Annotated in this window: 23 protein-coding genes; 1 reads left to right on the top strand and 22 read right to left on the bottom strand. The window is 51.3% G+C overall.

The genetic code is table 11. The features are described from left to right. From rsgA to AC50Y3_RS02530, 17 genes are all read right to left on the bottom strand, one after another. On the bottom strand, positions 1-954 hold the full coding sequence (rsgA, locus tag AC50Y3_RS02610) for a ribosome small subunit-dependent GTPase A (protein WP_494817202.1): 954 nt from the start codon (positions 952-954) through the stop codon (positions 1-3). Then, on the bottom strand, positions 920-3052 hold the full coding sequence (pknB, locus tag AC50Y3_RS02605) for a Stk1 family PASTA domain-containing Ser/Thr kinase (RefSeq protein ID WP_494817201.1): 2133 nt from the start codon (positions 3050-3052) through the stop codon (positions 920-922). The genes rsgA and pknB overlap by 35 nt, the downstream gene beginning before the upstream one ends. A 5-nt stretch (positions 3053-3057) precedes the next feature. Beyond that, positions 3058-3813 carry a Stp1/IreP family PP2C-type Ser/Thr phosphatase gene (locus AC50Y3_RS02600; RefSeq protein ID WP_494817200.1) on the bottom strand — a complete coding sequence of 252 codons (756 nt, stop codon included), beginning with the start codon at positions 3811-3813 and terminating at the stop codon, positions 3058-3060. Positions 3814-3819: 6 nt separating this feature from the next. Next, positions 3820-4866: a dual-specificity RNA methyltransferase RlmN gene (rlmN, locus tag AC50Y3_RS02595; RefSeq protein ID WP_494817199.1), complete on the bottom strand. Its 1047-nt coding sequence runs from the start codon at positions 4864-4866 to the stop codon at positions 3820-3822. Between the two features lie 134 nt (positions 4867-5000). Next, positions 5001-6494 (bottom strand): 16S rRNA (cytosine(967)-C(5))-methyltransferase RsmB, encoded by a 1494-nt coding sequence (gene rsmB, locus AC50Y3_RS02590; protein WP_494817198.1) that lies wholly within the window; start codon positions 6492-6494, stop codon positions 5001-5003. Next, a complete protein-coding gene (fmt, locus tag AC50Y3_RS02585; RefSeq protein WP_494817197.1) occupies positions 6491-7435 on the bottom strand; it encodes a methionyl-tRNA formyltransferase in 945 nt (314 codons plus the stop codon). Before fmt ends, rsmB begins: the two co-directional genes overlap by 4 nt. Then, a complete protein-coding gene (gene def, locus AC50Y3_RS02580; RefSeq protein WP_494817196.1) occupies positions 7436-7924 on the bottom strand; it encodes a peptide deformylase in 489 nt (162 codons plus the stop codon). Positions 7925-7954: 30 nt separating this feature from the next. Next, the gene (gene priA, locus AC50Y3_RS02575) at positions 7955-10486 is read right to left on the bottom strand and encodes a primosomal protein N' (protein ID WP_494817195.1); all 2532 of its coding nucleotides are present in this window, start codon (positions 10484-10486) and stop codon (positions 7955-7957) included. Next, complete coding sequence (gene coaBC / locus AC50Y3_RS02570; protein WP_494817194.1) at positions 10483-11709, bottom strand: bifunctional phosphopantothenoylcysteine decarboxylase/phosphopantothenate--cysteine ligase CoaBC; 1227 nt, start codon at positions 11707-11709, stop codon at positions 10483-10485. The genes priA and coaBC overlap by 4 nt, the downstream gene beginning before the upstream one ends. A 104-nt stretch (positions 11710-11813) precedes the next feature. Then, positions 11814-12023 (bottom strand): DNA-directed RNA polymerase subunit omega, encoded by a 210-nt coding sequence (gene rpoZ, locus AC50Y3_RS02565; protein ID WP_090978245.1) that lies wholly within the window; start codon positions 12021-12023, stop codon positions 11814-11816. 21 nt (positions 12024-12044) lie between these two features. Further along, positions 12045-12662, bottom strand: coding sequence for a guanylate kinase (gene gmk, locus AC50Y3_RS02560; RefSeq protein WP_494817193.1), 618 nt, complete (start codon positions 12660-12662; stop codon positions 12045-12047). A gap of 14 nt (positions 12663-12676) precedes the next feature. Continuing rightward, complete coding sequence (gene remA, locus AC50Y3_RS02555) at positions 12677-12937, bottom strand: extracellular matrix/biofilm regulator RemA (RefSeq protein ID WP_020615370.1); 261 nt, start codon at positions 12935-12937, stop codon at positions 12677-12679. Between the two features lie 410 nt (positions 12938-13347). Next, positions 13348-15225 (bottom strand): bifunctional homocysteine S-methyltransferase/methylenetetrahydrofolate reductase, encoded by a 1878-nt coding sequence (locus tag AC50Y3_RS02550; RefSeq protein WP_494817192.1) that lies wholly within the window; start codon positions 15223-15225, stop codon positions 13348-13350. Positions 15226-15258: 33 nt separating this feature from the next. After that, the gene (dapF, locus tag AC50Y3_RS02545; RefSeq protein WP_494817191.1) at positions 15259-16089 is read right to left on the bottom strand and encodes a diaminopimelate epimerase; all 831 of its coding nucleotides are present in this window, start codon (positions 16087-16089) and stop codon (positions 15259-15261) included. A gap of 714 nt (positions 16090-16803) precedes the next feature. Further along, entirely contained in the window at positions 16804-17505 is a 702-nt protein-coding gene (locus AC50Y3_RS02540; RefSeq protein WP_494817190.1) for a class I SAM-dependent methyltransferase, read from the bottom strand. Between the two features lie 63 nt (positions 17506-17568). Further along, entirely contained in the window at positions 17569-18579 is a 1011-nt protein-coding gene (locus AC50Y3_RS02535; protein WP_494817189.1) for a MerR family transcriptional regulator, read from the bottom strand. A gap of 92 nt (positions 18580-18671) precedes the next feature. Then, positions 18672-21464, bottom strand: coding sequence for a calcium-translocating P-type ATPase, SERCA-type (locus AC50Y3_RS02530; protein WP_494817188.1), 2793 nt, complete (start codon positions 21462-21464; stop codon positions 18672-18674). A 160-nt stretch (positions 21465-21624) separates the two neighbouring features. Between AC50Y3_RS02530 and AC50Y3_RS02525 the strand changes: the two genes are divergently transcribed. Next, positions 21625-23475, top strand: coding sequence for an Rqc2 family fibronectin-binding protein (locus AC50Y3_RS02525; protein WP_494817187.1), 1851 nt, complete (start codon positions 21625-21627; stop codon positions 23473-23475). Between the two features lie 75 nt (positions 23476-23550). On the opposite strand, the gene AC50Y3_RS02520 is transcribed toward AC50Y3_RS02525, so the two are convergent. The 5 genes from AC50Y3_RS02520 to AC50Y3_RS02500 form a co-directional block, all read right to left on the bottom strand. Beyond that, complete coding sequence (locus tag AC50Y3_RS02520) at positions 23551-24078, bottom strand: MerR family transcriptional regulator (RefSeq protein ID WP_494817186.1); 528 nt, start codon at positions 24076-24078, stop codon at positions 23551-23553. A 5-nt stretch (positions 24079-24083) separates the two neighbouring features. Continuing rightward, on the bottom strand, positions 24084-24935 hold the full coding sequence (locus AC50Y3_RS02515; protein ID WP_494817185.1) for a PHP domain-containing protein: 852 nt from the start codon (positions 24933-24935) through the stop codon (positions 24084-24086). Continuing rightward, positions 24926-25837: a selenium metabolism-associated LysR family transcriptional regulator gene (locus AC50Y3_RS02510; protein WP_494817184.1), complete on the bottom strand. Its 912-nt coding sequence runs from the start codon at positions 25835-25837 to the stop codon at positions 24926-24928. Before AC50Y3_RS02510 ends, AC50Y3_RS02515 begins: the two co-directional genes overlap by 10 nt. A gap of 118 nt (positions 25838-25955) precedes the next feature. Next, positions 25956-26393, bottom strand: coding sequence for a hypothetical protein (locus tag AC50Y3_RS02505; protein ID WP_494817183.1), 438 nt, complete (start codon positions 26391-26393; stop codon positions 25956-25958). A 177-nt stretch (positions 26394-26570) separates the two neighbouring features. Beyond that, positions 26571-26834 (bottom strand): YlbG family protein, encoded by a 264-nt coding sequence (locus AC50Y3_RS02500; RefSeq protein ID WP_090635781.1) that lies wholly within the window; start codon positions 26832-26834, stop codon positions 26571-26573. Positions 26835-26854 lie beyond the last annotated feature (20 nt).

Here is a 26854-nt window from a genome sequence, read left to right as displayed (position 1 = left end):
TCAGTACCTCCGCTTTTTCTCTTTCATTTCCTCCATGAACAGCACGTAATTGCTATGGCGGCTAGGCGCAATTTCTCCGCGTCCCAGCGCTTCCAGAACCGCGCACTCCGGTTCATGAATATGGGTACAGCCACGGAATTTACATCCCGAAGAAAGCTCGCGCATTTCTCTGAAACAAGTGCCCAATTCTTCAATTCCGAGCTCGGCAAAATCCAACTGACTAAAGCCAGGTGTATCTGCAACATACCCGCCGCCAATATCAACAAGCTCGACATGTCGGGTCGTATGCTTACCGCGGCCAAGTCGATTGCTGATCGCGTTTGTCTCGAGCGTGAGGCCCGGTACGAGCGCGTTGAGCAGTGAGGACTTCCCTACGCCGGATTGGCCGGCGAACACCGCCAGATGGCCTTGTAGACGCTCTGCCAGTGCCGGAGTTCCATCGCCTTGCCTTGAGCTCGTCACAAGCACCTCATAGCCGATCGGTTGATAAATGCGAAGCACATCGTTCATGGCAGCTCGCGCTTCTTCGGAATCCTCGCCATCTTCGGCGAGATCCTGCTTGCTAAGGCAAAGTACTGCTTGGATGCCTGCATGCTCGATATGAACTAAAAACTTATCCAAAAGCTGCAAGTTCAGCGCCGGCTCTGTGACCGAGAAAACAAGAACAGCAAGATCAATATTCACAACAGGCGGGCGAATCAGCTCCGAGCTGCGCGGTAAGATACGGTTTACGGCTCCTTCGCCGTTCTCCGTCTCTTCGTATTCAACGACGTCACCGACGAGCGGGGATTCGCCGCGTTTCTTGAAGATGCCGCGGGCTCTGCATTGGATCGGCTCCACATCGGAGGAAGCATCGAGCGGCCTTACATAATAATAGCCGCTCAATGCTTTAACGATCCTTCCTGTTAAATCGGTCTTGTTATTGGTCGGTCTCGTTTGTGGTCGTATTGCCATCAGTTGGATTCTCCTCAGTTTGCGCCGGCTGATCTGCCGGCGGCGTTTCGGTGCCCGGGACCGTTTCCGGCGCTCCGGTTTCACCTGATTTTACATCTTCATACGTTTTGGAGAAGGTGTCGGTAAATTGATTGTCTCGATAAATCGTAACCATCGCTTCCGTGTTTGGATCAAGCACGACCTTAACCGGGAAGGACTGTGTATCTTTAATTTTCCGTTTGCCCCACTCAATATTCTCACCGCGGGCATCCGTATACGTAATGCGGATTTCGCTTGTTTTGCCAGCCACAGCAGGCGATATCACGATATTGAACGTGTATTCAATGGCTTCTTCCGGTAAGCCGGAGCTTACAGTGATCGTAATCGGTGCTCCTTCGGAAACCGGCGCATCAGGATCGAAAGGATACTGCGCAATTACGGTTCCTTTTTCCTTATAGCTAGGTTCGCGAACGATATCCGCTTCGTTAATTTTGAGGCCCTTGGACTTCAAGATCGAAATGGCCTCTTTCTCCGTCTTATTAATCAGATTCGGCATCGGGAAGGTTTCTTTCCCTTGGCTGACCGTGAAATTGAATTTTACTGTCTTCGGATCAAATTCAGCGCCAACCTCAGGGGACTGCTCCAATACGGTACCCGGCGTCTCATCGCTAAAGGTTTCATCCTTAGTAATATTGTCTTGGGCTACGCCCAGAGCAACCAGCGCTGCCACCGTATCCTCATAGGACTTGCCGGCATAGTTGCTGGCTGTCGCGAGCTTAGGCCCTTTACTGACGTACAGCTTAATGAATGAACCTACCTTCACCCGTTGATTTGGCTTGGATTGCTCATAAACGACGTCCTTGGGAACCCCTTCTTTATCGGTATAAATCGAGGGCTCTTCCACTTTAAGGCCTGCATTCTCCAGCATGGTGCGGGCTTCCGTTTCAGTCTTATTGACCACATACGGTACATCGACCTCTTCGATATCAAACCAGCTGAGAACGGTCATGGCTCCCCAATAGACAAGAGCAATAATAATCAACGTTGAAGCCACGGTCACGACAGGCTTGACCCATCTGCGCTTGCGCGGCTCCTCTTCAAGACCATTTGAATTCCAACGATCCTGATCGGGCGGCTGCTCGGCTGAAATTTTCACTTTCTCCGATGTGCCGGACTGCTCGGTTTTCACATTCGAAATCGTATCTGTCATCTTATCGACGATGCTGCCGCGAATCGCAGGCATAACACGCGTCTCGTCAAAATCGGAATTTGCGAATGTGATCTTCGGTTCCTTCAATCGCTCCGGCTGCAAGCAGGTTTCGAGATCGCTGAGCATTTCCTTGGCGGATGCATAACGTTCAGCCGGATTCTTCCGCATCGCACGCAAAATGACATTTTCCACACTTTGCGGTATGTACGGATTAAGCGTTCTTGGCTCGGCAAAAGTTTCTTGCAAATGCTTCAGCGCTACGCTGATTGGGCTCTCCCCTAAGAAAGGCAGCTTCCCCGTCACCATCTGGTACAGCACGATGCCAAGCGAATACAAGTCGGATTTCTCGCCGGTTACGACGCCTTTCGCATGTTCAGGTGAGAAATAATGAACGGATCCCACCACAGAACCTGTTTGGGTAATCGTCGAAGATGTTACCGCGCGTGCAATGCCGAAATCGGTTACTTTCACGCGGCCGTTCTTGCCGATGAGTATATTATGTGGTTTGATGTCACGATGAATGATTTGATTATAATGCGCGTGCTCAAGCGCGTCGCAAATTTGAATCGCGATTCGAACGGCTTCCTCGGTTTGCAACGGTGCACGCTCTTTAATAATTTCGTTTAAATTGTTGCCTTCGACATATTCCATTACGATGTAATGCGTGTCGTCCTCTTGTCCAACATCATAAATACTGACGACATTGGAATGCGAAAGAGAGGCTGCCGATTGCGCCTCACGTCTGAAACGGCGAATAAACTCCTCATCATGTACGAACTGCTGACGCAGCACTTTAACCGCTACATTACGATTGAGCAAAATATCATGGGCTTTATAAACAAGCGCCATGCCGCCTCCGCCGATGCGTGTAATAATTTCATATCTTCCGCCTAATTCATGTCCTATCATGTCGATCACCCCTCGAGCTCTGTGTCTTCGGCATGATGCAGCAGCACTACTGTAATATTGTCGTCTCCGCCGGCATCAAGTGCCAGCTGAACGAGTTGATCTGCCTTTTGATCCAATGTGAGGTCATCCTGCCCTAAAGTCTCCACGATTGCTGAAGTGCTTGCCATAGTCGTTAGACCATCGCTGCATAACATAAGCAAATCACCGGCTCGCCAGGAAGTGCAAATGATATCGACTTCAACCTCTTCATCCGTGCCGAGTGCACGCGTAATTACATTTCTTCTCGGATGGACCGCCGCTTCTTCCAGCGTAATCTGACCCGATTTAACCAGTTCTTGAACAAGCGTATGATCCTCAGTCAGCTGAGTCATGACGCCTTCTCTCCATTTATAAACCCGGCTATCGCCGATATGACCGATGACTCCGTTATCGTCTTGTATAAGTGCGGCAACTATGGTCGTTCCCATATTATGAAATTGTTCGTTGTTGGACGCCATGTCAAAAATAACTTCGTTCGCTTGCAGAATAGCCTGCCTCATAAGCAGTTTACGCTCTTCCAAGGACAGCCCGCCAGTAACATCCTCCAGCGCTTCCCGAAAGGTGTCTACCGCCAGTTGGCTTGCCACCTCGCCTGCCTTGTGACCGCCCATACCATCGGCAACTATCGCCACAGTCAGGCCGAACTCGTAAGAGTCCGACCAAGCTGTGTCTTCATTAATGGATCGAATACGCCCAACATCGCTCCGATAAGCGATTTTCACAACTCATCACCCCGCCGTAGACTCCATATGTTTAGCACGTAGTTGTCCGCAAGCTGCTGCAATGTCATGACCTTGTTCTCTGCGGATGGTGGCATTGATATTGTTCTTCTCTAGAATGCGGTGGAACTCGAAAATCTGCTCGCGCGGGGTTCGCACATAATCGCGCTCCGGCACGTGGTTGACCGGAATCAAATTCACGTGGCATAGCATGCCTTTCAGTACGTCAGCCAGCTCTTGAGCGTGCTCGCTTTGATCATTCACGCTGCCGATCAGGGCATACTCAAACGTGATCCGGCGTCCTGTCTTGGCAATGTAGTAGCGGCAAGCTTCCATCACTTCCTCGAACGGGAAGCGGCGGTTAACCGGCATCAATTTCGAACGGAGCTTGTCGTTAGGCGCATGAATGGAAATCGCCAGATTGATCTGTGTGTTCTCTTCGGCGAATTTGTACATGCTTGGCACGATGCCGCTTGTCGAAACCGTAATGTGACGCTGGCCGATATTCAGCCCTTTCTCATGGATCATATTACGAAGGAACGTCATTGTCGCATCATAGTTCTCAAACGGCTCGCCTGAACCCATGATTACGATACTCGATACGCGCTCTTTCGTTGCATCAAGCATTTGCTGCGCCACCACAACCTGCGCGACGATTTCGCCGGCAGTAAGGTTACGTTTCAGACCGCCAAGCGTCGATGCGCAGAATGTGCAGCCGATCCGGCAGCCGACTTGCGTCGTCACGCAGATGCTGTTGCCATAGTTGTGACGCATAATAACCGTTTCGATTGCATGATTGTCATGCAGGCCGAAGAGGAACTTCACCGTACCGTCCTTCGACTCGAATTTCGTAATTTCAGTTAGCGTAACGAATGCAAAATGTTCTTCCAGCTTCTGGCGAAGACCCTTCGAGAGATTGCTCATCTCTTCAAAGCTCTTCACGCGTTTCACATAAAGCCACTCGAACAGCTGAGTTCCCCGGAAAGCAGGCTCGCCATTCTCTTTCATCCAATCTTGCAGTTGATCTAACGTATAGTCGTAGATGAACGGTTTCATCGTTTTTACACCTGTTTCTTTTATCAAAATATGTTCTGAGCCCTCTTGATAAGAGTGCCCCTGATTATTTTACCACAAACGCCCATAACAGGCCACTTGATGCTGTCATGGGCGTTTGCATGCTGTGCAGCTGCTTACTTAACTCGCTTCAACCGGGCAATAAAGAACCCGTCGCTTCCAAACTGCTGCGGCAGCAGCTGTACCATACCTTTGAAGTTCTCATCGATAACTTGGCCTTCTTTAAGCGGCCGCAGAATATTTGAGGACCAATCGGCATCAAGCTTGTAGTCAGGCTGACTCGCCAGAAACTTCTCGATTTGCCCTTCATTCTCTTCCCGTTCGATCGTACACGTGCTGTATACGAGCGTACCGCCCGGCTTTACGAGCTTCGCGGCCACTTGAAGCAGATCGGTCTGCAGAGCAGCAATCGCGTGAACATCAGCTTCGCTCTTCGTCCATTTGATCTCCGGCTTGCGTCTGATCACGCCGAAACCGGAGCATGGCGCATCGAGCAGCACCAGATCAAAGCTCTGCGGCTCGAAGCGCGAAGCCAGCTCGAGCGCATCTCCGGTTATCGCTTCAACGGCGTTTAAACCAAGACGCGCGGCTTGTTCTTCGATTAACTGTTTCTTGTGTGGATGGACGTCGTTCGCGTACACTTGCCCGCGATCTTCCATCAGCTCGGCCAGATGCGTCGTCTTGCCCCCGGGAGCTGCGCAGCAATCCAGCACCTTCATACCTGGCGCCGGTGCGCACACTTCCGCAACAAGCATGGAGCTCTCGTCTTGGAGTGTCCAGAGTCCGGACTGATACCCTTCTGACTGAGCGAGGTTCCCGCCTCCATTAACGATGATGGCTGCATCGGCAAGCTTCGATGCAGTTGCGTCTAACCCATTGTCCGTAAGGAGGCCAATGGCTTTCTCGCGAGATAAGCGCAGCGGATTCACGCGCAGGCTGCTGTGCGGAGGCTCATTGCCGGATGCGCAAATTTCCTCCGCTACAGCCTCGCCGTAGCTGTCGATCCAGCGCTTGACGAGCCAATCCGGATATGAATGCGTGATGCCGATCCGCTTGACCGGATTCGCATTCTCAATCGGCTCTTTCAGTTCGGACAAGCTGCGCTCCAAATTACGAAGCACACCGTTAACCATGCCGGATATCCCGCTGTGGCCGCGTCTTTTGGCAATCGAGACGGCTTCATTCACGGCAGCATGCGCCGGTATGCGATCAAGCAGCAGCAACTGATACGCACTCATGCGAAGCAATACGAGCACCCAAGGCGTCAGCTTGTTAAAGCCTTTCGTGACGAGAATGTTCAGCCTGTCATCCAGCAGACGCTGATGCTGGATTGTGCCGTACACCAGCTCAGTTGCCAGACCGGCATCTTGCCGCGATAGCTGCGCATCCTGCAGCGCACGGTTTAATTGCAAGTTGCTGTACGCTCCGGCTTCTGCCACCTTCACAAGCGTATCCAGCGCAACCTCGCGCGCCGTTTTACGTCTTGGCGGCTGCTTCTGCTGCTGTTGTTTCGCACCTTTTACTGCGCCGTTCGGTTTCTTGCCGCTGCGACCTTGCCCGGTCGCAACGCCTCCTGACCCTTTACCGCGATCGTTCGGTCCTCCGCTCATGCTTCACCACCGCCGAACAATGTGCCCACTTCAAGTCTGGCCCCTTTCAGCCATTCTACGGCATCCATCGCTTTCTTCCCTGCAGGTTGAATATTCGTCAATAGCAGCGAACCCTCACCTGTTTGTACAAGAATTCCGTCATCGGACAGGTTCGTTACCGTGCCAGGCAAGGCTTTGTCATTGCTGCGATCGACGGCTTGGCAGCCCCACACTTTGAACGGCTCGCCATTCCAGATCGTAAAACCGCCCGCCATCGGGGAAAGTCCGCGAACCTGGTTATAAATTTGACTCGCTTTACGGCTCCAGTCGATCCGTTCATCTTCGCGGGACAGGTTTGGTGCGTATGTAGCTTCTTCGTGATTTTGCACGATCCGATTCGCTGTTCCCGCTTCTAAAGCCGGCAATGTTTCTGCAAGCAGCCTAGCACCGGCCACAGTAAGCTTCTCGAACAACGTACCGGAAGTATCATCCTCCGCAATCGGTACCTCGACTACGCTGATCATATCGCCCGTATCTAATCCTTCAGCCATGTACATGATCGTAACGCCGGTTACGCTCTCACCATTGATAATGGAGCGCTGGATGGGAGCGCCGCCGCGATAACGCGGAAGCAAGGAGCCGTGAACATTGATACAGCCCAGACGCGGAACGTCCAGCACCGCTTTCGGCAGGATCTGTCCGTATGCCGCAGTGACAATCAGGTCCGGCTGAAGGTCGGCAATCTGCTTCACCGTATCGGATCCACGCAGCCGTTCCGGCTGCGCAACAGGCAGGCCGCGAAGAAGAGCCGCTTCCTTAACCGGAGGCGGCGTCAACGTTTTTTTGCGACCTTTCGGGCGATCAGGCTGTGTAACCACCAGCTCAACGGTATGTCCTGCGGCAATTATGGCTTCCAATGATGGAACGGCAAACTCGGGCGTTCCCATAAATACGATTCGCATTTATTCACTCTCATTTCGGGGAGGACGGCTAGCCGTATCGTAGATCGATACCGCAATATCCGTAAACAATACGCCATTCAAATGGTCGACTTCATGCTGAAAAGCGCGTGCCAAAAAATCAGTCGCTTCCATCTCAAACGTTACGCCGTTACGGTCCTGCCCTCTTAGTTTAATGCGTTGTGCACGGTTAACATCGCCGCTGATTTTGGCAATGCTGAGGCAGCCCTCTGGTCCAAGCTGTTCGCCTTCAGCCTCGATAATCTCCGGGTTTACCATTTCAATCAAACCATGATCATCGCCAACATCCACGACGATGACGCGTTTGGAGATGCCTACCTGCGGTGCAGCCAGACCCACTCCGTCCGCATCGTACATCGTCTCCGCCATATCGCGAAGTAATTTATGCAAATTAGCATTAAATTTCGTTACCTCTGCCGCGCGCTCGCGCAAAACCGGATCCGGATCTTGAACAATCAGTCGAATAGCCATCATTTGACCTCCTATAATAAAAATTTAAACTTATAATATCACTTGCGGATCTACGTCAACGCTGATCTGCACAGGCGGTTGACCCTGCGGTCCCGAAATCATGCTGATCGCCTGCTTCAACAGGTCGATGGCCCCAACGTATCCACGATATTTTATCATACATTGAAAACGATAGCGATCTTTCATACGCGGAATAGGAGACGCAACCGGACCTAAAATATCGATAAATCGGCTGCCATCACTATCGATCCAGCCTTTCACGCCGGATTCATAGGCTAGCTGCCGAAGCGTGGATGCGAGCTTATCGCCTGCCGTAATGAGCAGCGTCAGCTGTTCATCCGATAAGGTCACTACAATCAGCCTGCAAAATGGCGGATACGACATGAAGCGACGATGCTTCAGCTCCTCCTGCACAAATGCCGAATAATCATGATGCTGCGCCGAAACGATCGCATAATGCTCCGGATTGTAGGTTTGCACGATAACCTCACCTAGCAGCTCATGCCGCCCAGCGCGGCCCGCAACCTGTGTAAGCAACTGGAACGTCTTCTCCGCTGCGCGGAAATCAGGCAAATGCAGCGACGTATCTGCGGCGATGACGCCTACTAAAGTAACGTATGGAAAATCAAGCCCTTTCGCCACCATTTGCGTGCCGAGCAGCACATCTGCTTTACGCTCGCCGAACATGGTCAGCCATTTCTCGTGCGAGCCTTTCTCGGTCGTCGTATCCACATCCATCCGAATGACACGAATGCCGGGAAACAGCTTGGCCAGTTCTTCTTCAACCCGCTGCGTACCTGTACCGAAGAACCGAATATGCTCGCTTTCGCAAGTAGGGCATTTCTCAGGAGCCTGCTCGGCATGACCGCAGTAATGGCAGCGCATGACGCGCGACTTCTGATGAAAGGTCAGCGAAATATCGCAGTGCGGACATTGCGCCGTATAGCCGCATGAGCGGCACATCACGAAGGTCGAGTAACCTCTGCGGTTCAGCAGCAGCACCGACTGCTCGCCTTTCTCCAAGCGATCCAGCAGCGCCTCGTGGAGCTGGCGACTGAACATGGAGCGATTGCCTTCTTTGAGCTCATCACGCATATCGATCAGATGAACCTTGGGCATCGGACGATTGCCGACCCGATGAGGCATGGGAAGAAGGGCCGCCCCGCCTGACGCGTTAGCTCCTGAATCAGATGAAACCGAAGTGGAGGTAAGTATGCGTGAAGCAGCAGCGTAGCTTTCGAGAGAAGGTGTCGCTGAACCCAGAACAACCGCAGCGCCATGCTGCCTGGCACGTCTAACAGCAACATCCCGCGCATGATATTTCGGACTTTCCTCTTGTTTGTAGGAAGATTCGTGCTCTTCGTCAATGATAATTAAGCCTACACGCTGGAATGGAGCGAATACAGCGGATCTTGCCCCGACCGCAACCTGCGCGCGACCTTCGCGAATTTTGCGCCATTCATCGTAACGCTCACCGTTAGATAGCCGACTATGTAAGACGGCTACGGAATCGCCGAAACGCCCTTTGAATCGCTCAACCATCTGCGGTGTGAGAGCAATCTCCGGAACGAGGACGATCGCCTGCCGCTCGTACTGTAAGCAGCGCTCGATCGTTTGCAAGTACACTTCCGTTTTGCCACTGCCTGTTACACCATGGAGCAAAAATACGCGAGACGCCTCCGCGTCCAAAGCTTCCGCGATTTCTTCATAGACAGCCTGTTGGCCTTCCGTTAACGGAAGCGGCTCTGTACGTTTGAAATGACGCCCCGCGTACGGATCACGCTGCTGTTCAACTTCGCGGAGTGTAATAAAGCCCTTATCTGCAACAGCTCGAATTGTGCTGGATGTCGTCGACAATGTCTCCACAAGCGCAGTCATTGTAATCGGTTCACGGTTTTCCAGCATATAGCGGAGCACCTCTTGCTGTTTGGCAGCGCGTGCAGAGTAATTCAATAACGCTTCTTGGGCCAAAGCTTCATTATCCGGCGGATAGATCGTCAACACTTTACGAACGGACAGCCGGTCCTTTATCGTAACCTGCTCCGTCAAAATTCCCAGTTTAACAGCCTGCTTGATTGCAGCAGCTTCATCCGGAAAACGTTCCTGTAAAGCGGCCATTCGAACCGGACCGCCGCTAGAACGAATAAACGCGAGCCATGGCGCTTCGCCAACACCTGCCTGAAGCCAAGAAATCTCCTGTTCTTCCTCAGAGATCGTTACGACAGAGTCGGCTTTCCCTTTGAGCGCGGCAGGAATCATCACTTGAAGCGCAGTTGTAAGCGCGCAGAAATATTTCTCGCTGATCCATTGGGCCAGTTCGACTAAGTCAGGCGATAGCGGCGGTATATGATCTAAGAGCTCAGCAATCGGCTTCAGCTTGTTTACATCTACATCCGCATAATCAGCGAGCCCAATGACGAACCCCTGTAAAACGCGGCCCCCGAATGGAACGCCTACTCGACTGCCAACCTCTACCCAGCCAAGCAGCCCGGCGGGAATGGTATAGTCAAAAGGCCGATCCGTCGCGCGGCTCGGCACATCTACGATGACTTTGGCAATCATTCAGCGGCCCCCTTGGCCGCTGCCGCCTTAGCTTGCATCCGCTGTGTAATGATTGTCATTAAGCGGTCCGCAACTTCCCGTTTGCGAAGCATCGGCATCGCTTCCACAAGCCCTTCCTCACCGAACAGCTGCACAATATTCGTATCGACGTTAAAGCCTGCGCCTTCTTGCGATACATCATTTGCAACGATTAGATCGCAATGCTTGCGAACCAGTTTGTCCATCGCATACTGCGCTACTTGATCGGTTTCAGCAGCGAAACCAACTAGGAATTGATGTTTCTTCTTTTCGCCCAGCGTCTTAAGAATGTCCGTCGTCCGCTCAAGCTCGATGACGAGCTTCTCTTCTTTTTTCTTTATTTTGCGGTTTGATCGTACAACCGGCCGATAATCCGCGACTGCCGCGGCTTTGATCACCAAGTCTGCCGTATCATATCGTTCGAGCACGGCTTGCAGCATGTGCTCCGCTGATTCAACATGCACGATGTTCACGCCTTGTATCGGCTCCGCGCTTGTACGAGCTGCAATAAGTGTAACGTTCGCTCCGCGATTCGCCGCTGCTTCTGCAAGGGCAAAGCCCATTTTGCCGGATGAATCATTGGTCAGGAAACGTACCGGATCCAATCGTTCCACGGTTCCGCCTGCTGTAACGATTACGTTCTTACCCGCTAAATCTTGGCTCTGTTCGAACCATTGCTTCACGGCCTGCACGATTTCTTCCGGCTCTGCCAGACGGCCTTTGCCTACATAGCCGCATGCGAGTAATCCGGTTCCCGGCTCCACGAAACGCGCTCCGCGTTCCGCGAGCAGTGCCATGTTATGCGCGACAGCCGGATGGTCATACATATGGACGTTCATAGCAGGCGCGATTAGGATCGGCGCCGTCGTTGCCAGAAGCGTCGTACTCAGCATGTCGTCACCGATGCCATGAGCCATTTTCGCTAATATGTTGGCTGTTGCCGGTGCAATCACGACCAAATCCGCACTGTCCGCCACATTGATATGCGCTACAACCGAAGGATCGAATTCGTCGAACGTGTCGGTGTATACGGTATGACGCGACAGTGTTTGCAGCGTAAGCGGCGCAATGAACTTCGTTGCCGATTCCGTCATGATGACACGTACGTTGGCACCTGCCTGCACCAATCGGCTGCACACGGTCGCCGCTTTATAAGCTGCGATTCCGCCGGAGATGCCAAGTACAATTGTTTTTCCTTTCAGCACCTATGATCACTCCTCTTACGCTGTAGCATCATGAATGGATAAATCCTAAAATGTTAAAAAAATAACAACCGCTAGGGTTGTTATCGTTGTGCTTCATGAATTTCTTAGTCCTTCTTGTTCAGCGTACTCTCTACTACAAGAATGTCTTGGTAGATTTCTTCAAGGGCAATCCCGACGTACTTGTGGGATCTTGGGGAACGAATTTCTGTTTTGCTTCCGTCACGAAGCATTCTTGCGCGACGCGATGCTGCGACAACCAAGGAATACTTGCTGTCGACCTTCTTCATCATTTCATCAATCGATGGATATAACAACGTTCCTTCACCTCACTCATGCTAGGCTTTCTCGGAAGCTTCTTTCACTTCCTCAAGCTCTGCGATAAATCGGTCACGACGGCAATGCTCTGCTACGATGATGCTCTGTATGCGATGACACGCAGCGTCAATCTGATCATTCACGACTGCATAATCGTAATAATGAATAAGATTCATTTCTTCCACCGCTACGGTCATGCGATGGTCAATAATATCGGCATTCTCTGTTCCGCGTCCGGTAATGCGCTGTTTGAGCACATCAAGAGAAGGCGGCACCAAGAAAATAAAGACACCCTGTGGAAACTTCTCTTTTACTTTTAACGCGCCTTGCACTTCAATTTCAAGAATGATATCTTTGCCCGAAGCAAGTGTACGCTCAACAAAATCACGCGGCGTGCCGTAGTAATTACCGACATATTCCGCATACTCCAGAAGCGCATCCTTCGCGATCATATCTTGAAACTGTTCTCTTGATTTAAAAAAATAATTAATGCCGTCGATCTCACCTTGACGAGGTGAGCGTGTGGTTGCCGATACGGAATAAATGAGGTCACCCTGCTTATGCCGAAGTTCGGAACAAACCGTTCCCTTGCCTACGCCCGATGGGCCGGATAATACGATTAACAATCCTCTGTTCATAATACTCCCCGTCACTATTCGTCGTGATCGTCATCCTTAGTCGACAGCCGATGCGCAACCGTCTCCGGTTGTACGGCCGAAAGAATAACGTGATCGCTGTCCGTAATAATAACAGCGCGTGTGCGGCGTCCATATGTTGCATCAATAAGCATATGACGGTCGCGTGCTTCTTGGATAATCCGTTTAATCGGTGCCGATTCCGGGCTTACAATCGAGATGATCCGATTGGCGGAAACGATATTTCCGAAACCGATATTAATGAGCTTAATGGCCATTTCTGTTCCCCTCCGGTATCTCCCGTGCATGATCATGCAATTGAACACGATGTATAGATAAGCGCAAGAATGATGGAGTCGAATCTTCTGCCGGAACCTTCATGCTTAATGACAGAATATTGCATTATTCTTGACGAAAAATGTCCGGAGCATACGTTCGGCCAGCCGATTGCTTACAAGATGTGTACCGATAGTCAGGTCCCCTATTCTATCGCATCCGAAGCGGCATGGCAAGTGCATCCATTGACTATTCTAATTCATTTTTACAATACGAACAAGTATTATTGCATAAACACAAGAAGAAACAGCCGGCGCCGTTCATAAACGATGCAGCACGTTTCTTCTTTCAGAATATTCAGTGCCGGACTAGCATGGTCTGGATCCGGTCTGAAATATGGAGAAAAACGGGATTAACCCGTTTTTCCATTCGTTTGTCGCCAAACATAATCTGTCAGCTGCACCGTCATTTCATAGAACATAAACGGCGTGATCAGATAAATGCCCTTGAAGTATTCCAATGCTGTATCCAGTAATTCCTCCGCGATTCGAACGCCTTCCGCACGTCCTTCTTCGCCTTCCAAACCTGCCATCCGTTTGCGAACGTCATCCGACAGCTGAATTCCCGGTACTTCATTGTGCAAATATTCGGCGTTACGTCCGCTTGCAAGCGGCATGATGCCGATGAAGATCGGAACCGACAAATGCTTCGTTGCATCCGCAATGCGTACGATGAGTTCTTTATCATATACCGGCTGCGTCATGATGTAATCTGCGCCGGAATCGATCTTCTTCTCCAGACGCGCAATCGCCTTGTCCAAATATTTGACATTCGGATTAAAAGCGGTGCCTGTAATAAAGTTTGCTTTCTGCTTAAGCGGTTTGCCCGAGAATGCAATGCCCTCATTCAATTGCTTGATCATGCGGATCATTTCGAATGATGTCAGATCATATACAGAGCTGGAATCCGGCAAATCGCCGAAACGAGCCGGGTCGCCTGTCACGGCAAGGACATGATCGATGCCGAGTGCATCTAACCCCATCATATGCGACTGGGTACCGATCAAGTTACGATCCCGGCAAGCAATGTGCACAAGCGGGCGAATGCCGACTTGATGCTGTACTAGAGACGCCAGCGCAATGTTGCTCATCCGCGTGACCGCTAATGAATTGTCTGCCATGGTCACGGCATCCGCTTTAATTTCCTTCAGCGCTTTCGCACCATCCATAAACTTCTGAATGTTTAAATCCCTCGGCGGATCAAGCTCCACGATTACCGTATGGCGCTCTTTCACCAAATCCACAATCGTTGGTTCCGCTTGTTTGGGGCTGCTTTCTGTTAGTACCGGTTGCGGCGCCGATTGCACGACGATACGTTCCTGCTGAACGGGCAGCTGCTGTGCATCCAGCTGAACCGGTTGCGGCGTGTACCCTTCAAGCGATTGCGCAATGGCCGCGATATGCTCCGGTGTTGTTCCGCAGCAGCCGCCGATAATCCGAGCGCCGCGGTCCGCGAATTTACGAGCCGATTGCGCAAAATACTCCGGCGTCGCCGAGAACATATATTTGCCGTCCACATAATCCGGAATACCTGCATTTGGAAAAACAGAGAGCGGCAATACGATGTCGCCCACGATTGAATCGATCGCACGCATGATGCCATTCGGGCCGCTTCTGCAGTTGAAGCCGACCACGTCCGCTCCTTCTTGCTTCAGGTTGTCGAACGCGACAGCAAGTGGTTGTCCGTCTTGGGTAACCGCTTCTTTCTCGACGGCAAACTGGCAGATGATCGGAATATCCGAGAGCTTGCGAGCGATACGAAGCGCCAGCAATGCTTCCTCCAAGTCATAGAACGTTTCCAGCAAAATGCCGTCAACACCTGCGTCCAGCAGCGCACTCATCTGCTGATGAAACAGCTGCTCCAGCTCGGTTGCTGCGATGTTCTTGCGTTTGCCTGCACGTATCGAACCGACAGCGCCGACAACATAGGCATCGCTGCCCACTGCGTCTCTTGCAATCCGGACACCTGCACGGTTGATCGCTTCAACTTCATGATCCAATCCATAATGAGAAAGGCTTGCCAGGTTCGCCGAGAATGTATTCGTCTCGATGACCCGTGCTCCCGCTTCATAATAACGACGGTGCACATCTGCGATGACTTCTGGACGCAATACATTAAATTCTTCGTATGAAACGCCGACAGGGAACCCCATCCCGTAGAGGTAGGTTCCCATCGCGCCGTCCCCGGTCAAGATGCGCGCTTGTAGCGCTTCCCGTAAATCCGGTTTCATTTTCAAAACTCCTTCTTACTATCCTTTGATTCCTTAGATCGTTCCGCGGAATACTTCTGCTGCAGGTCCGGTCATGTAGACATGGTTGTTCTCTTCGTTCCATTCGATCAACAGGTCTCCGCCTTTCAGCGATACCGTTGCCGTGCGGTCGGTGTACCCGTTCAACACGGACGCGACTACCGTTGCGCAAGCGCCGGTTCCGCATGCCAGGGTTGGACCTGCGCCGCGTTCCCATACACGCATATCCGTGAAGTCTTTCGAGCGAACGGTCACGAACTCCACATTGATTTTGCGAGGGAACATCGGATGCACTTCAAGCTTCGGTCCCCATGCAGCAAGATCAAAGTGAACTGCATCGTCCACATAAATCACACAGTGCGGGTTGCCCATCGATACGGCCGTGAATTTGAACTCTCGTCCATCCACTTCGATCGATTGATTGATGACCGGATTGGCATCGATGGTTGTTGGCACTTTCAAGCCTTCGAGGATCGGTTGTCCCATGTTGACGCGCACCAGCACGGCTTTGCCGTTCTCGACCGTCAATTGCACTTCTTGCACACCTGCACCAAGCGTTTCAATGGTCAGCGTTTCTTTATTTGTTAAGCCGTTATCATACACATATTTCGCTACGCAGCGGATTGCATTGCCGCATTGCTCTGCTTCGGAGCCATCGGAGTTCATGATGCGCATCCGGAAATCGGCATTCTCTGAAGGCAAAATATAAACAAGTCCGTCGGCACCTATGCCGAAAAAGCGATTGCAAAGCTGTTCTGCAAGTTCAGCTGCGTTATCCGGTAATTTCGTTTCTCCTTCGACAACAATAAAGTCATTGCCCAGTCCATGCATCTTCGTAAAATTCATCTACTCGCACTCCCTTTTGTCCGATCGAACACAAATAAAATTTTTCATATACTCCATTATAATTTATTTAGTGTACCTTAATCTTTGCATTATTGCATCACTTTGTTGCACTAAAAGGGCATCCCCCTAATTCCCCCTTCGAAAGGGGGACCCCGAGGACTCCCGCCCTCTGGACACCAGGAATTGGATAACGTTTGTGCAACACAGAAGCGCTCCCGGGTTCCATGCGTGCTAGTCCTCGCTTTCGTCCTATTCGGGACACGCCTTTACTTTAGGCGCCTACTATCCACCTGGTGTCCCTACAGGACCATCATAACGCGGTCCGCCTTAGAGACGCATTAGATCCGGTGCGTGCTAGGGTCGCTTTCGTCCCGTTCGGGACACGCTTTACTTTTGGCGCTGGGAAAGACGTGGGGATGGATTGCCAGTGGTCGTCTTCGCGACCAGGCAATCTGGGGCCGCCTGTTTCCTGGCGGAGAAGTTGGTTGGGGTGGATTGCCGTTGTCGGCCTCTATGCGGCCTGGCAATCTTAGTGCCCGCGCTTATGAGCGGGCTGCCTCGGCACTGAAATGAAGAAGGGAGTCGCTATTTGAGCGACTCCCTTCTTCCTCAAACAAACTCAACTGTACACTAACGCTAATCGCGTAACACCATTTAACCAAGCCAATATTAACGCCAATCCCACTACTAATCCGCTCTATTCTTTTCTCTTATCTAATCAAACGTCTTCCACCAAACACCGGTCCACTCTTCGACGAGCGGGCTGTTGGTGGCTTTCACTTGGGTGCTGAGCCATTCGCCGAAGAAGAAATCGGTTATAGCAACGGCGTCGGCGACGGATTCGAATCGATAATCGGTGCGGATCGCTTCGTGGTTGAAGCCGTATTCGTTTTCGAGTGCTGCGTAATAATCGGTCAAGAAGTCCGGTGGATTAGGGACCGAAGAGCCCGTGCCGAAGTTTTCGAAGATGATTAAAGTACCCCCGAGTTTCAAGACTCTGCTGATTTCGGCCATGATCACGGACAAATTCGACCTCCAGCTAGAGTCTCCGCTGTTAGTGGAATAACAGATGGTCCAGCCTGCCGTTACGAGGTCGGCACTATCATCTGCTAGAGGTAAATGATCGTGCTTAGCAACCTCGGTTCGCCAGTTTGATAGCCCAAGAGCTGACAGTTTGCTCGAAGCCACTTCAAGCATGGCACCGGATGCATCAGTCGCTGTAATGGAGGAGACAATCGGAGCGAGCATCGTTGTTAATCGGCCTGTACCGGCACCGATATCGAGCGCGGCCACTTCGGACAAATTGGGTACGATTCGTTTGATGGTTTGCAGCAAATTGTGATCTACATCCTCGAACGAAACAAGCTGGTCATAGCGTTCCGCTTCACTTTGATAAATTTGATCATGGTCTGGCATGCGTTTCCCTCCTCATTTGACTTTCCACGCTAGCTTAAGGGCTGACGCAGGGTGATGGTCAAATCAATGTTTTCGCACCGCGTAAACGACATGAATCCATGGATTCATTGCTTGCGACACGGTGATATAGTCATGATCTCTGAACCACTCAAGCAGTTCATGCCGATTCGTAGGATGCTTCGTGGTATCCGGCTTCGGACTCGATATACCATCATACATGAGCCCAGCCATACAAATTCTCCCGCACGGCGCCAGCACGCGATCCATTTGATCCAGCGCGAGAAGCTGCTGTTTTTCATTCAGATGATGCAGTGCGAAAGCCGACACAACAAATGCAAAATGCCTGTCCATGAACGGAAGCGCCAGCGCATTGCCAAGTTTAGCAGTCATCGCCGGAAATCTTGCCCTGCATTTGGCCAGCATTTCTTTGGATTGATCCAGTGCCGACATATTAGCTCCAAGCATCAGCATCTTACCCGCTAAATTACCTGTTCCTGTTCCGATATCGAGCCCCTGCTCACCTGACTTCGGAGATACCCACTGTACGATAAAATCCAGCGCCGATTCGTATTCAGCTTGAGATAATACAGTTCCTGTCGACAGCATAGCTTCAGATCGTTCATAAATTGCCGCCAGCTGATCGAAGTCCCATGTATCGAGCCAAGTAGCTTGACTATGCTGAATCAGCTTCAGCTCTTCGGTTAATTGAAACAAATCTTCCGTGTCCAACTGCTGCTTCTGCTCGCACCTTGCAATCAGCTCGTCGAGCATGCCGATCGCATATTTCCACTCCACCCATTTTGAAGTCAGAGCCATCCGCTGCAATTCGAGATAGTGATGAACGGTGACAGAATCCCCTTGATCCAGCCTCAACATAAGTGCTTTGATCTGTTCAATGCGAAGTCCCAGTTCGCGCAAGGACGAGATCGTTTGCAGTCGCCACGCTTCGCTTTCGGAATAATAACGGTAGCCGTTCTCTTGCCCGCGTTCCGGTTTAAGCAGACCCTTCGATTCATATAATCGTATCGCCCGCGGTGTTATATTCAGCTGTTTGGCCAAGTCGTTGATTTTCATCCTCCGCCTCCTGCACCAAGTATAAACTATAACCTTAGGTGAAGGTTAACCGCAAAAAAAGAAACCGGCGGCATATCCACCGGTTCCTTCGCTTATCTAGTGACGGATTTAGGCCCGCTAAGCGGCCAATTCGATTTCTTCTTCTTCTCGGTTGTGCCGAGTACGCTGCCGATGCCCATCATGAAGGTCGGAATGCCGGCTGCCACAATGACGAGGCACCAATCGCGGAAACCAAGCGGAACGGTCTTGAAGATCGGCTGCAGCGCTTCGATATAGAGCACGCCGAGCATAAGCAGAACGGACGACAGCACCGCTAACAATAAGGATTTATTTTGCAAAATATTGCGGTGGAAGATCGAACGGGAGCTGCGGCAGTCAAATACATGAATCAACTGTGCCATAACGAGTGTGGCAAAAGCGACTGTCTGTGCATGGATCAGATTAGCCGGATCTTTAGGCGCAATTTGGAGCGTGATCCAGAAAGCGGCTAACGTGCAAACCCCGATTAGAATACCTCGACTTATGATTTTCCAGCCCAACCGCCTTGCAAAAATATTCTCTTTCGCCGAACGCGGCTTCTGCTGCATGAGATCCTTCTCCGCTTGGTCGACGCCCAGCGCCATCGCCGGTAATCCATCTGTAACCAGGTTGACCCAGAGAATTTGAATCGGTACGAGCGGGAGAGGAAGTCCGGCCATCATAGCCAGGAACATCGTCAAAATTTCGCCTACGTTGGATGCCAGCAAATAGCGGATAAATTTGCGGATATTCTCATAGATACCGCGGCCTTCTTCGATCGCTGCCACGATACTGCTGAAATTATCATCGCTGAGCACAAGCGACGCTGCTTCCTTCGATACGTCCGTTCCGGTGATGCCCATTGCAATTCCGATATCCGCGGCTTTAATAGCAGGTGCATCGTTGACACCGTCGCCTGTCATGGCGACGACATGGCCTTTGCGCTGCAGCGCTTTTACGATACGTAGTTTATGCTCCGGAGACACCCTCGCATAGACATAAATGTTGTCGATCAGACGATCCAGCTGCTCTTCGCTCATTCCGTTCAATTGCTGTCCGCTGATCGCCAGACCGCCTCTCGGCATAATGCCAAGCTGGCCGGCAATCGCTTCTGCAGTAAGCTGATGATCGCCCGTGATCATCACGGTCTTGATTCCTGCACGGCGGCAGTTCGCAATCGATTCGCGAACTTCGCGGCGCGGCGGATCGATCATACCCGAGAGACCTACGAAGATCAGTTGGTTCTCCACATCGGCTTCATCTTCTGCCGCATCATGCGATCGCAAATCACGGTAAGCGAACCCTAACACACGCAGCGCAGCTTGCGCCATGTCTTCACCGGCATTGTTTACTTTTTGCTTCAACGTTGCTGTAAACGGAACGACTTTGCCGTCCCACAGAATGTATGAACATTGCTCCATCAGCACGTCAGGCGCCCCTTTGGTACATACAAGGCGGCCGCCTTGGTGGCTGACGAGCACAGACATCCGTTTACGATCCGAGTCAAACGGGAATTCTTTTACCCGCTGATACAGTCCGTCAAGTGACTTTAAAGTGACTCCGAGCTTGGCTGCAAGGACTGTCAAAGCCCCTTCTGTCGGGTCGCCCTTAAGCACCCATTCATCCTGAACGAAGGTTGTTTTGGACTTCTTCCGTTTCGCCTCCTGCTCGTCATCAATACGAGTGACAGTGGCGTTGTTGCACAAGGCCGCGATTTGCAGCAGCCTGCGCAGCGGTTGATGCTGCTTAAGATCGACTGCTTTGCCGCCTTCGAAGCAAGAACCCATCGGTTCGTAACCATCTCCGGTAACATCCATCCCTTGACCGCCGATCCACAGCTTCGTTACGGTCATTTTGTTCTGCGTCAGCGTACCTGTCTTGTCCGAACAAATAACAGACGCGCAGCCAAGGGTTTCCACGGAAGGCAGCTTTCGTACAATGGCGCGGCGTTTGATCATCCGCTGAACACCAAGTGCGAGTGCGATGGTTACGATTGCCGGCAAGCCTTCCGGAATTGCGGCAACGGCCAAACTAACGCCCGCGAGGAACATTTCATAAGCAGGTTGTCCGTGCAAGATACCTGCAACAACCACCATTACGGTCAGCGCCAGGGCGACGACGATGAGGATCTTGCCGAGCTGCTCAAGACGATGCTGAAGCGGTGTTTCCATGGTCTCGGTCTGCTGAATGAGGTTAGCGATTTTGCCCATCTCGGTGTTCATGCCGGTTCGAACTACGATCCCTTTTGCCGTGCCGCGAGTAATCATCGTTCCCATAAATCCAAAGTTGCGCATGTCTCCGAGCGGGAGCTCCTCTGCCTTAATCACCAAGCAGTGCTTGTTTACCGGAACGGATTCTCCTGTCAAAGCAGATTCCTCCGCGTAACAGCTGTTCGCCTCAATGAAGCGAATGTCGGCAGGAATACGATCTCCGCTTTCCAGCTCAACGAGGTCTCCCGGTACCAATTCGCTTGCGGGCACGACGACAGACTCGCCTCCGCGCAATGTCTTCGCCAACGGTGCGGATAACGCTTTTAAAGCGCGAAGCGATTTCTCGGCTCTGAATTCCTGCACAAACCCCAGTATCGCATTGATGACAATGATGGCCACAATCGTGATCGCATCCAAATATTCGCCGAGCAAACCGGAAATCAACGTTGCCCCCATGAGCACTAGCACCATAAAATCTTTGAACTGACCGAGGAACAGCATAATCGGAGGAACCTTCTTCCCCTCCGTCAGCTCATTTCGACCGACTTCACGCAAACGTTCTGCTGCTACACTTGGTGCAAGACCGGTATCCAAAGAAGCTTGAAGCGCCTCAGCAAGCTCGCTTGTTTCCATCTGGTGCCACTTACCTTGTTCCATGCCCCGCCCTCCCTCCTGTTACTTGCCGCCTGACGGACAGCCTATATGGCCTAAATGTATTCGGACAAACTGCAAAATATCCCAGCTTGGGACTTAAGTTTTTGTCTCGAATATGGCATGATAGTGAAATGAAACAGAAACAAAGGGGATAAAGAGCATCATGGCATTAGATGGAATCGTTACTCGCGCCGTCACACATGACCTGCAAACCTTAATCGGTGCGCGCATTTATAAAATACATCAGCCCACTTCACATGACCTGGTCTTGCAAATTCGAGGGAACGGAGCGCAGGGCAAGCTGCTGCTATCGGCAAACCCGACCTATCCGCGTGTCCACTGGACCGAGCAGTCCTATCTCAATCCGATGGAAGCGCCGATGTTCTGCATGCTGCTTCGCAAATATTGCGAAGGCGGCGTCATCGAAGCGGTGCGCCAGGTCGGAAACGAGCGAATCATTCACCTTGATATCCGGCAGCGGGACGAGCTTGGCGATATGTTCTACAAGCGGATCGTCATTGAGCTGATGGGGCGTCACAGCAATATCATTCTGCTCGACGTCGCATCGGAGACAATCCATGACGGCATTCATCATGTTACGCCTGCGATCAGCAGCTTCCGCGTCATCATGCCGGGTACTGCCTATGTAGCGCCTCCTGAACAAGGGAAGGAAGATCCGCTCGTCGTCACGGATGCTGATCGATTCACCCAGGCGCTGGTTAACGCGGCGGATACGCTGCTTAACCCGCCTGTTCCGGACGAGGACAGCATTCACTTCGGTACGGCTCCTAAGCCGCTTTCACCAAGCTCGCTGACTCCTGATAAGCTGCTTGTTGCTGCATTTAGCGGGATCAGTCCTTTACTGGCCAAAGAGCTTGTCTATCGCGCCTTGAACAGCAGCACGGACCGTTTCAACGAGCCTACTGAAGATGTGAAACTAACGGCGCAGCTGCTCTGGCCGTCATTCCGAGCTATGATGCTGCAATTCGCCGAGCATCGGTATGAGCCTCAGCTAGTCACCTTGCCGCACAATGGCAAAGCCTCTTTCTCCGTTACTGCTCTATCCCATGTAACTGGCGAGAAGACGGATTATCCAAACGTAAGCGCCTTGCTCGAAGCCTTCTATGGCGATAAAGCACTCCGCGATACGGTGAAGCAGCGTGTTTCGGATCTTATCCGGTTCCTCCAGAATGAGCGTAACAAGAATGAGAAGAAACTGGAGAAGCTGGAAGAAACGCTGCGGGAAGCGAGCGAGGCGGATCATCTCCGCATTCTTGGCGAGCTGCTGACGACGAACCTGCATACCTTGAAACGCGGAGACAGTTCCATAGAAACGATCAACTATTACGAAGAAGAGCAGCCGATGATCACCATTCAGCTTGATCCGCAGCTCACGCCTTCCCAGAATGCTCAACGGTATTTCAAGAAATATACGAAGTATCGGAACAGCCTCACGATCGTTGCCGAACAGATGGAGCGCACGCGCGAGGAAATTCAATATTTGGCTTCACTGCTTCAGCAGCTCGAAAGTGCATCGTTGTCGGATATCGACGAAATTCGTGATGAGCTTGCCGAACAAGGGTATATGCGCGCTCGTGAGAAACGCGGTGCAAAGAAGAAGAAAACGAAGCAGCCGGCGCTGTTATGCTATACATCATCCGAAGGTGTAGCCATCTATGTGGGCAAGAACAATACCCAGAATGACTTCTTGACCAACAAGACCGCAGCTCCGAATGACACCTGGCTGCATACCAAAGATATTCCGGGCTCCCATGTTGTCATTCGCGGAACAACCTTCAATGATCAAACTCTTGAAGAGGCCGCCATGCTCGCCGCTCATTTCAGCCAAGCCAAATCATCCAGCTCGGTGCCCGTGGACTATACGCTGATTCGCCATGTGAAGAAGCCTAGCGGAGCCAAGCCGGGGTACGTGATCTACGATCATCAGAAAACATTGTTTATCACGCCGGATGAGCAGCGCTTGAAAGAGCTGCCTTCCCACATCAAGGCGTAGACTGCAGAAGGACAAACAAAAGGGGTTATCTCACCAGCCGCATGTTCGCCGGCATGGCTCAGATAACCCCTTTTCTTATTCTCTTCCGATTCTGCTGGTCATTACAATTTCACGGATATATTGACTGCCGAAGCAATCTTTGCAGTCGTATAATTCGCCACGCTCGAACTTCTCTCCGAGCTCAAGAAGCGCGGGCTTGATTACTTGTGAAAGCAGCTGTTCCATGGAATGAAGGGCTTTAACCTGCTTATACACCTGATCTGCGCCTCGCAAATCCACTTGTTCCAAGTAGTGCATAAGCACGTCGACAGGTCCTTCTCGTTCAACTGCCGAATGGCCTCGGGCGAATTCTTTCTTCTCCTCCGAGCTGCTGCCCAGAAACCGCTTCTGCTCCGCAACCGCCATGCCTATAGGTTTGCCTTCATCGACTCGGGACTTTAACCAACGAATGATTTCAATATCCTGCGCTGTATAACCGCGGTAGCCATTAGGCATACGCAGCGGGCTCACCGCCTCATATCTCTTCTCCCACTTCCTGATTAGCTGCGTAGACAGCCCTGTCAATAAGGAGACTTCTTTGATTGTGTAAAGCCCGTCAATCATGGCATCTACCTCCGTGAAGGATTGAGTTGACCCAGTACGTCCATCGGGGCAGTTTTGCTACCCATTTCGCCGTGAAATACGACGCCATGGCGTTCGCCGTGAAAATCGGAACCTCCGGTAACGATCAGATTATACTGCGCTGCCAACTTTAGATATCGCTCTTCATCTTCGGCCGTGTGATCCGGATGATAGACCTCGATTCCCTTTGCCCCTTGCTTAATGATCGACTCTACGAGCACATCGTTTCCGTATATACCGGGATGCGCGATAACACTTGTTCCGCCTGCTTCTCGAATCCATGCCAACGCTTCAAAAGGATGCAGTCGCGGCGGGTTGGCATACGCTGCGCCGTCTTCGCCGAGATAACGGTCGAACGCCTCCTGCATCGAGCTGACATAAGCTTTGGTAACGAGTACGGCAGCGATATGAGGACGGCCGATTGAACCGCTGTCCTTCCCTTGCGCACGTGCCGCTTCCATGACTTCTTCCATCGTTATGGGGAGACCGAGTTCACATAACTTGGCGATAATCATACTATTTCGCTGATCTCGCGTATTGCCTAATGATGCTAATTTCGTTTTCCATGAAGGCGTATCCCAGTTAATGTAATATCCCAGTATATGTATGTCGCGTCCTTCTGCGACAGTACTTATTTCTACGCCCGGCACAACCGTGATTCCCAGCCGCTCTCCCGCTTCCATTGCTTCCGCCAGTCCATCCACGGTGTCATGGTCCGTGATCGCAATGGCACCCAGCCCACGGGCTTTAGCCATTTCAACATTGTCCGCCGGCCGCTGCATGCCGTCGGATGCCGTTGTATGCGTGTGCAAATCTGCACGAAGCTTCATTACAGCCATTGACGCAAGTCTCTTTCTCTCAAGAAGCTGAGGAAGGTTACCGCGGATATCGGCAGCAGCGCCGACTTCAAGAAGATTGAATAGAACTGCCGTTTAAACCGGACGTCCCGAATTGGAATCGCCTTGATTAAACCAAGCGCAACCTCGTGCTTGATCGAAGAGCTAGATACGAAGGAAATGCCAAGTCCCGCTTCAACGGCTGATTTCACCGCTCCGGTGCTGCCGAGCTCCATGACAATCTTCATCTCCGAGAGATCCATGTTCTTCACTCGAAGCTGCTCTTCCATGACCAGCCGAGTACCCGAGCCTTGTTCACGGAGGACGAACGGATAGCTCATCACTTCCTCCAGTTCGACGATCTTCGCATCTGCCAAAGGATGAGACTTGCCAACGATGAGCTGCAGCTCATCGCTCATTACCGCTTCCATATGCATGTCCGGATGGTTGACAGGCGCTTCAATCAAGCCGAAATTCAGCTGATGATTGACGATCTCTTCCATGATTTGCGCCGTATTCATCACTTTCATGCTTATGGAGATATGCGGATATTCCTGTCCAAACGGACCAAGCAAACGAGGCAAAATATATTCACCGATCGTCAAGCTGGCACCAAGCTGCAGCCTTCCTTTGAGCTGTGTTGTGAATTTGGACATTTGGATGTCCGTGTCACGAATTAAATCAATGCTGCGCTGAGCGTAAGGCATAAGAGCACGCCCTGCTTCCGTCAATTCAATACGCTTCGTGGATCGTTGGAGCAGCTTCGTGCCGAAGTAGTCTTCCAGCGATTGCACCTGCATCGTCACCGCAGGTTGCGTCATATGCAGCGCTTGCGCTGCGGCAGAGAAGCTTCCGCGCTCTGCAACGGTATAGAAAATATGGAGTTGATGAAAATTGAGCGCCATGAAGGGCATCCCTTCCTTTCTGTTACCATTCATTATACAACAAACTATGGCAAAAACTCGCTTCCAAATTAAAAAGCATGAGCGCAAGCACCCATGCTTCTTCTATAATTGAGAAATATTATTTCCGTTTCCTACTATTTTTAATTAATGTCATTCTTCTGGAATGTCTGAGCCAAGAGTAGTATGATTTCAAATCACGTAGTTCAATAGTCTCAGACATTCGTCCGAGAAATGTGACTACAATCATCTTGTGCAGCGGGTTCCCCGTCAAATCGGTTTCTTTCTCCAGTACCGCGAATTCGGCAACGAATACGAGATCGTCGTCAATGAGGTACACATCCTGCTCATTTCGGTAATAAGGCTCTATTCTTCCTTGTTTCAAGCATTGCCACATATAGTCCGCAATATCTTCAAAGCCGGTCTTCACGCTTTCCACGCGATCTGACCAACGGCTCTTGGCATGGTTCGTGATGACGATATCAGCCACTTTCTTGTCACCAAGTACGACGTGGAACGATTCATATGTGTTCCATCTATCCGTCATCTTGTCTTTCATCGCGATCCACCCCTCCTCCCCGGCAGTAGGCCTTATGATCTATATGTACTTTCCATTTAATTGTAGCATGCCTGTCACATTTTTCAATATTAAAATAAAGTCTCCCCAAAAATGTAATTTTATGGTTGTTTAAATATAGGAAAAAGCCCCAACTGCAATACCAGTCAGGGCCTCCTCTTACAAACTATAGAATCGTGTCTTATCCGGCACGCCTTGCGTATATTCGGTCTTAATTTCATTGCGGTATGAACGTTCGATTCGCTTCACGAAAGGCAGGCGCCCCATGTTGCGAACGACCTCGTCAGCGCGGTCTGCGTTCATGTACATGACAACATAGTGCATCTTGCGGGACATGTAATGCACTGTGCCGTATTTCTCCAGCGAACGGGCAGCCTTGAGATCACTAACCCATACAATATATCCGACGCGTTCCGAAAACATGCAAGCTCCCCCGTTTCTCC

This window comes from Paenibacillus sp. J22R98, assembly GCF_059383835.1.
This window is presented reverse-complemented; position numbering and strand designations above follow the sequence as displayed.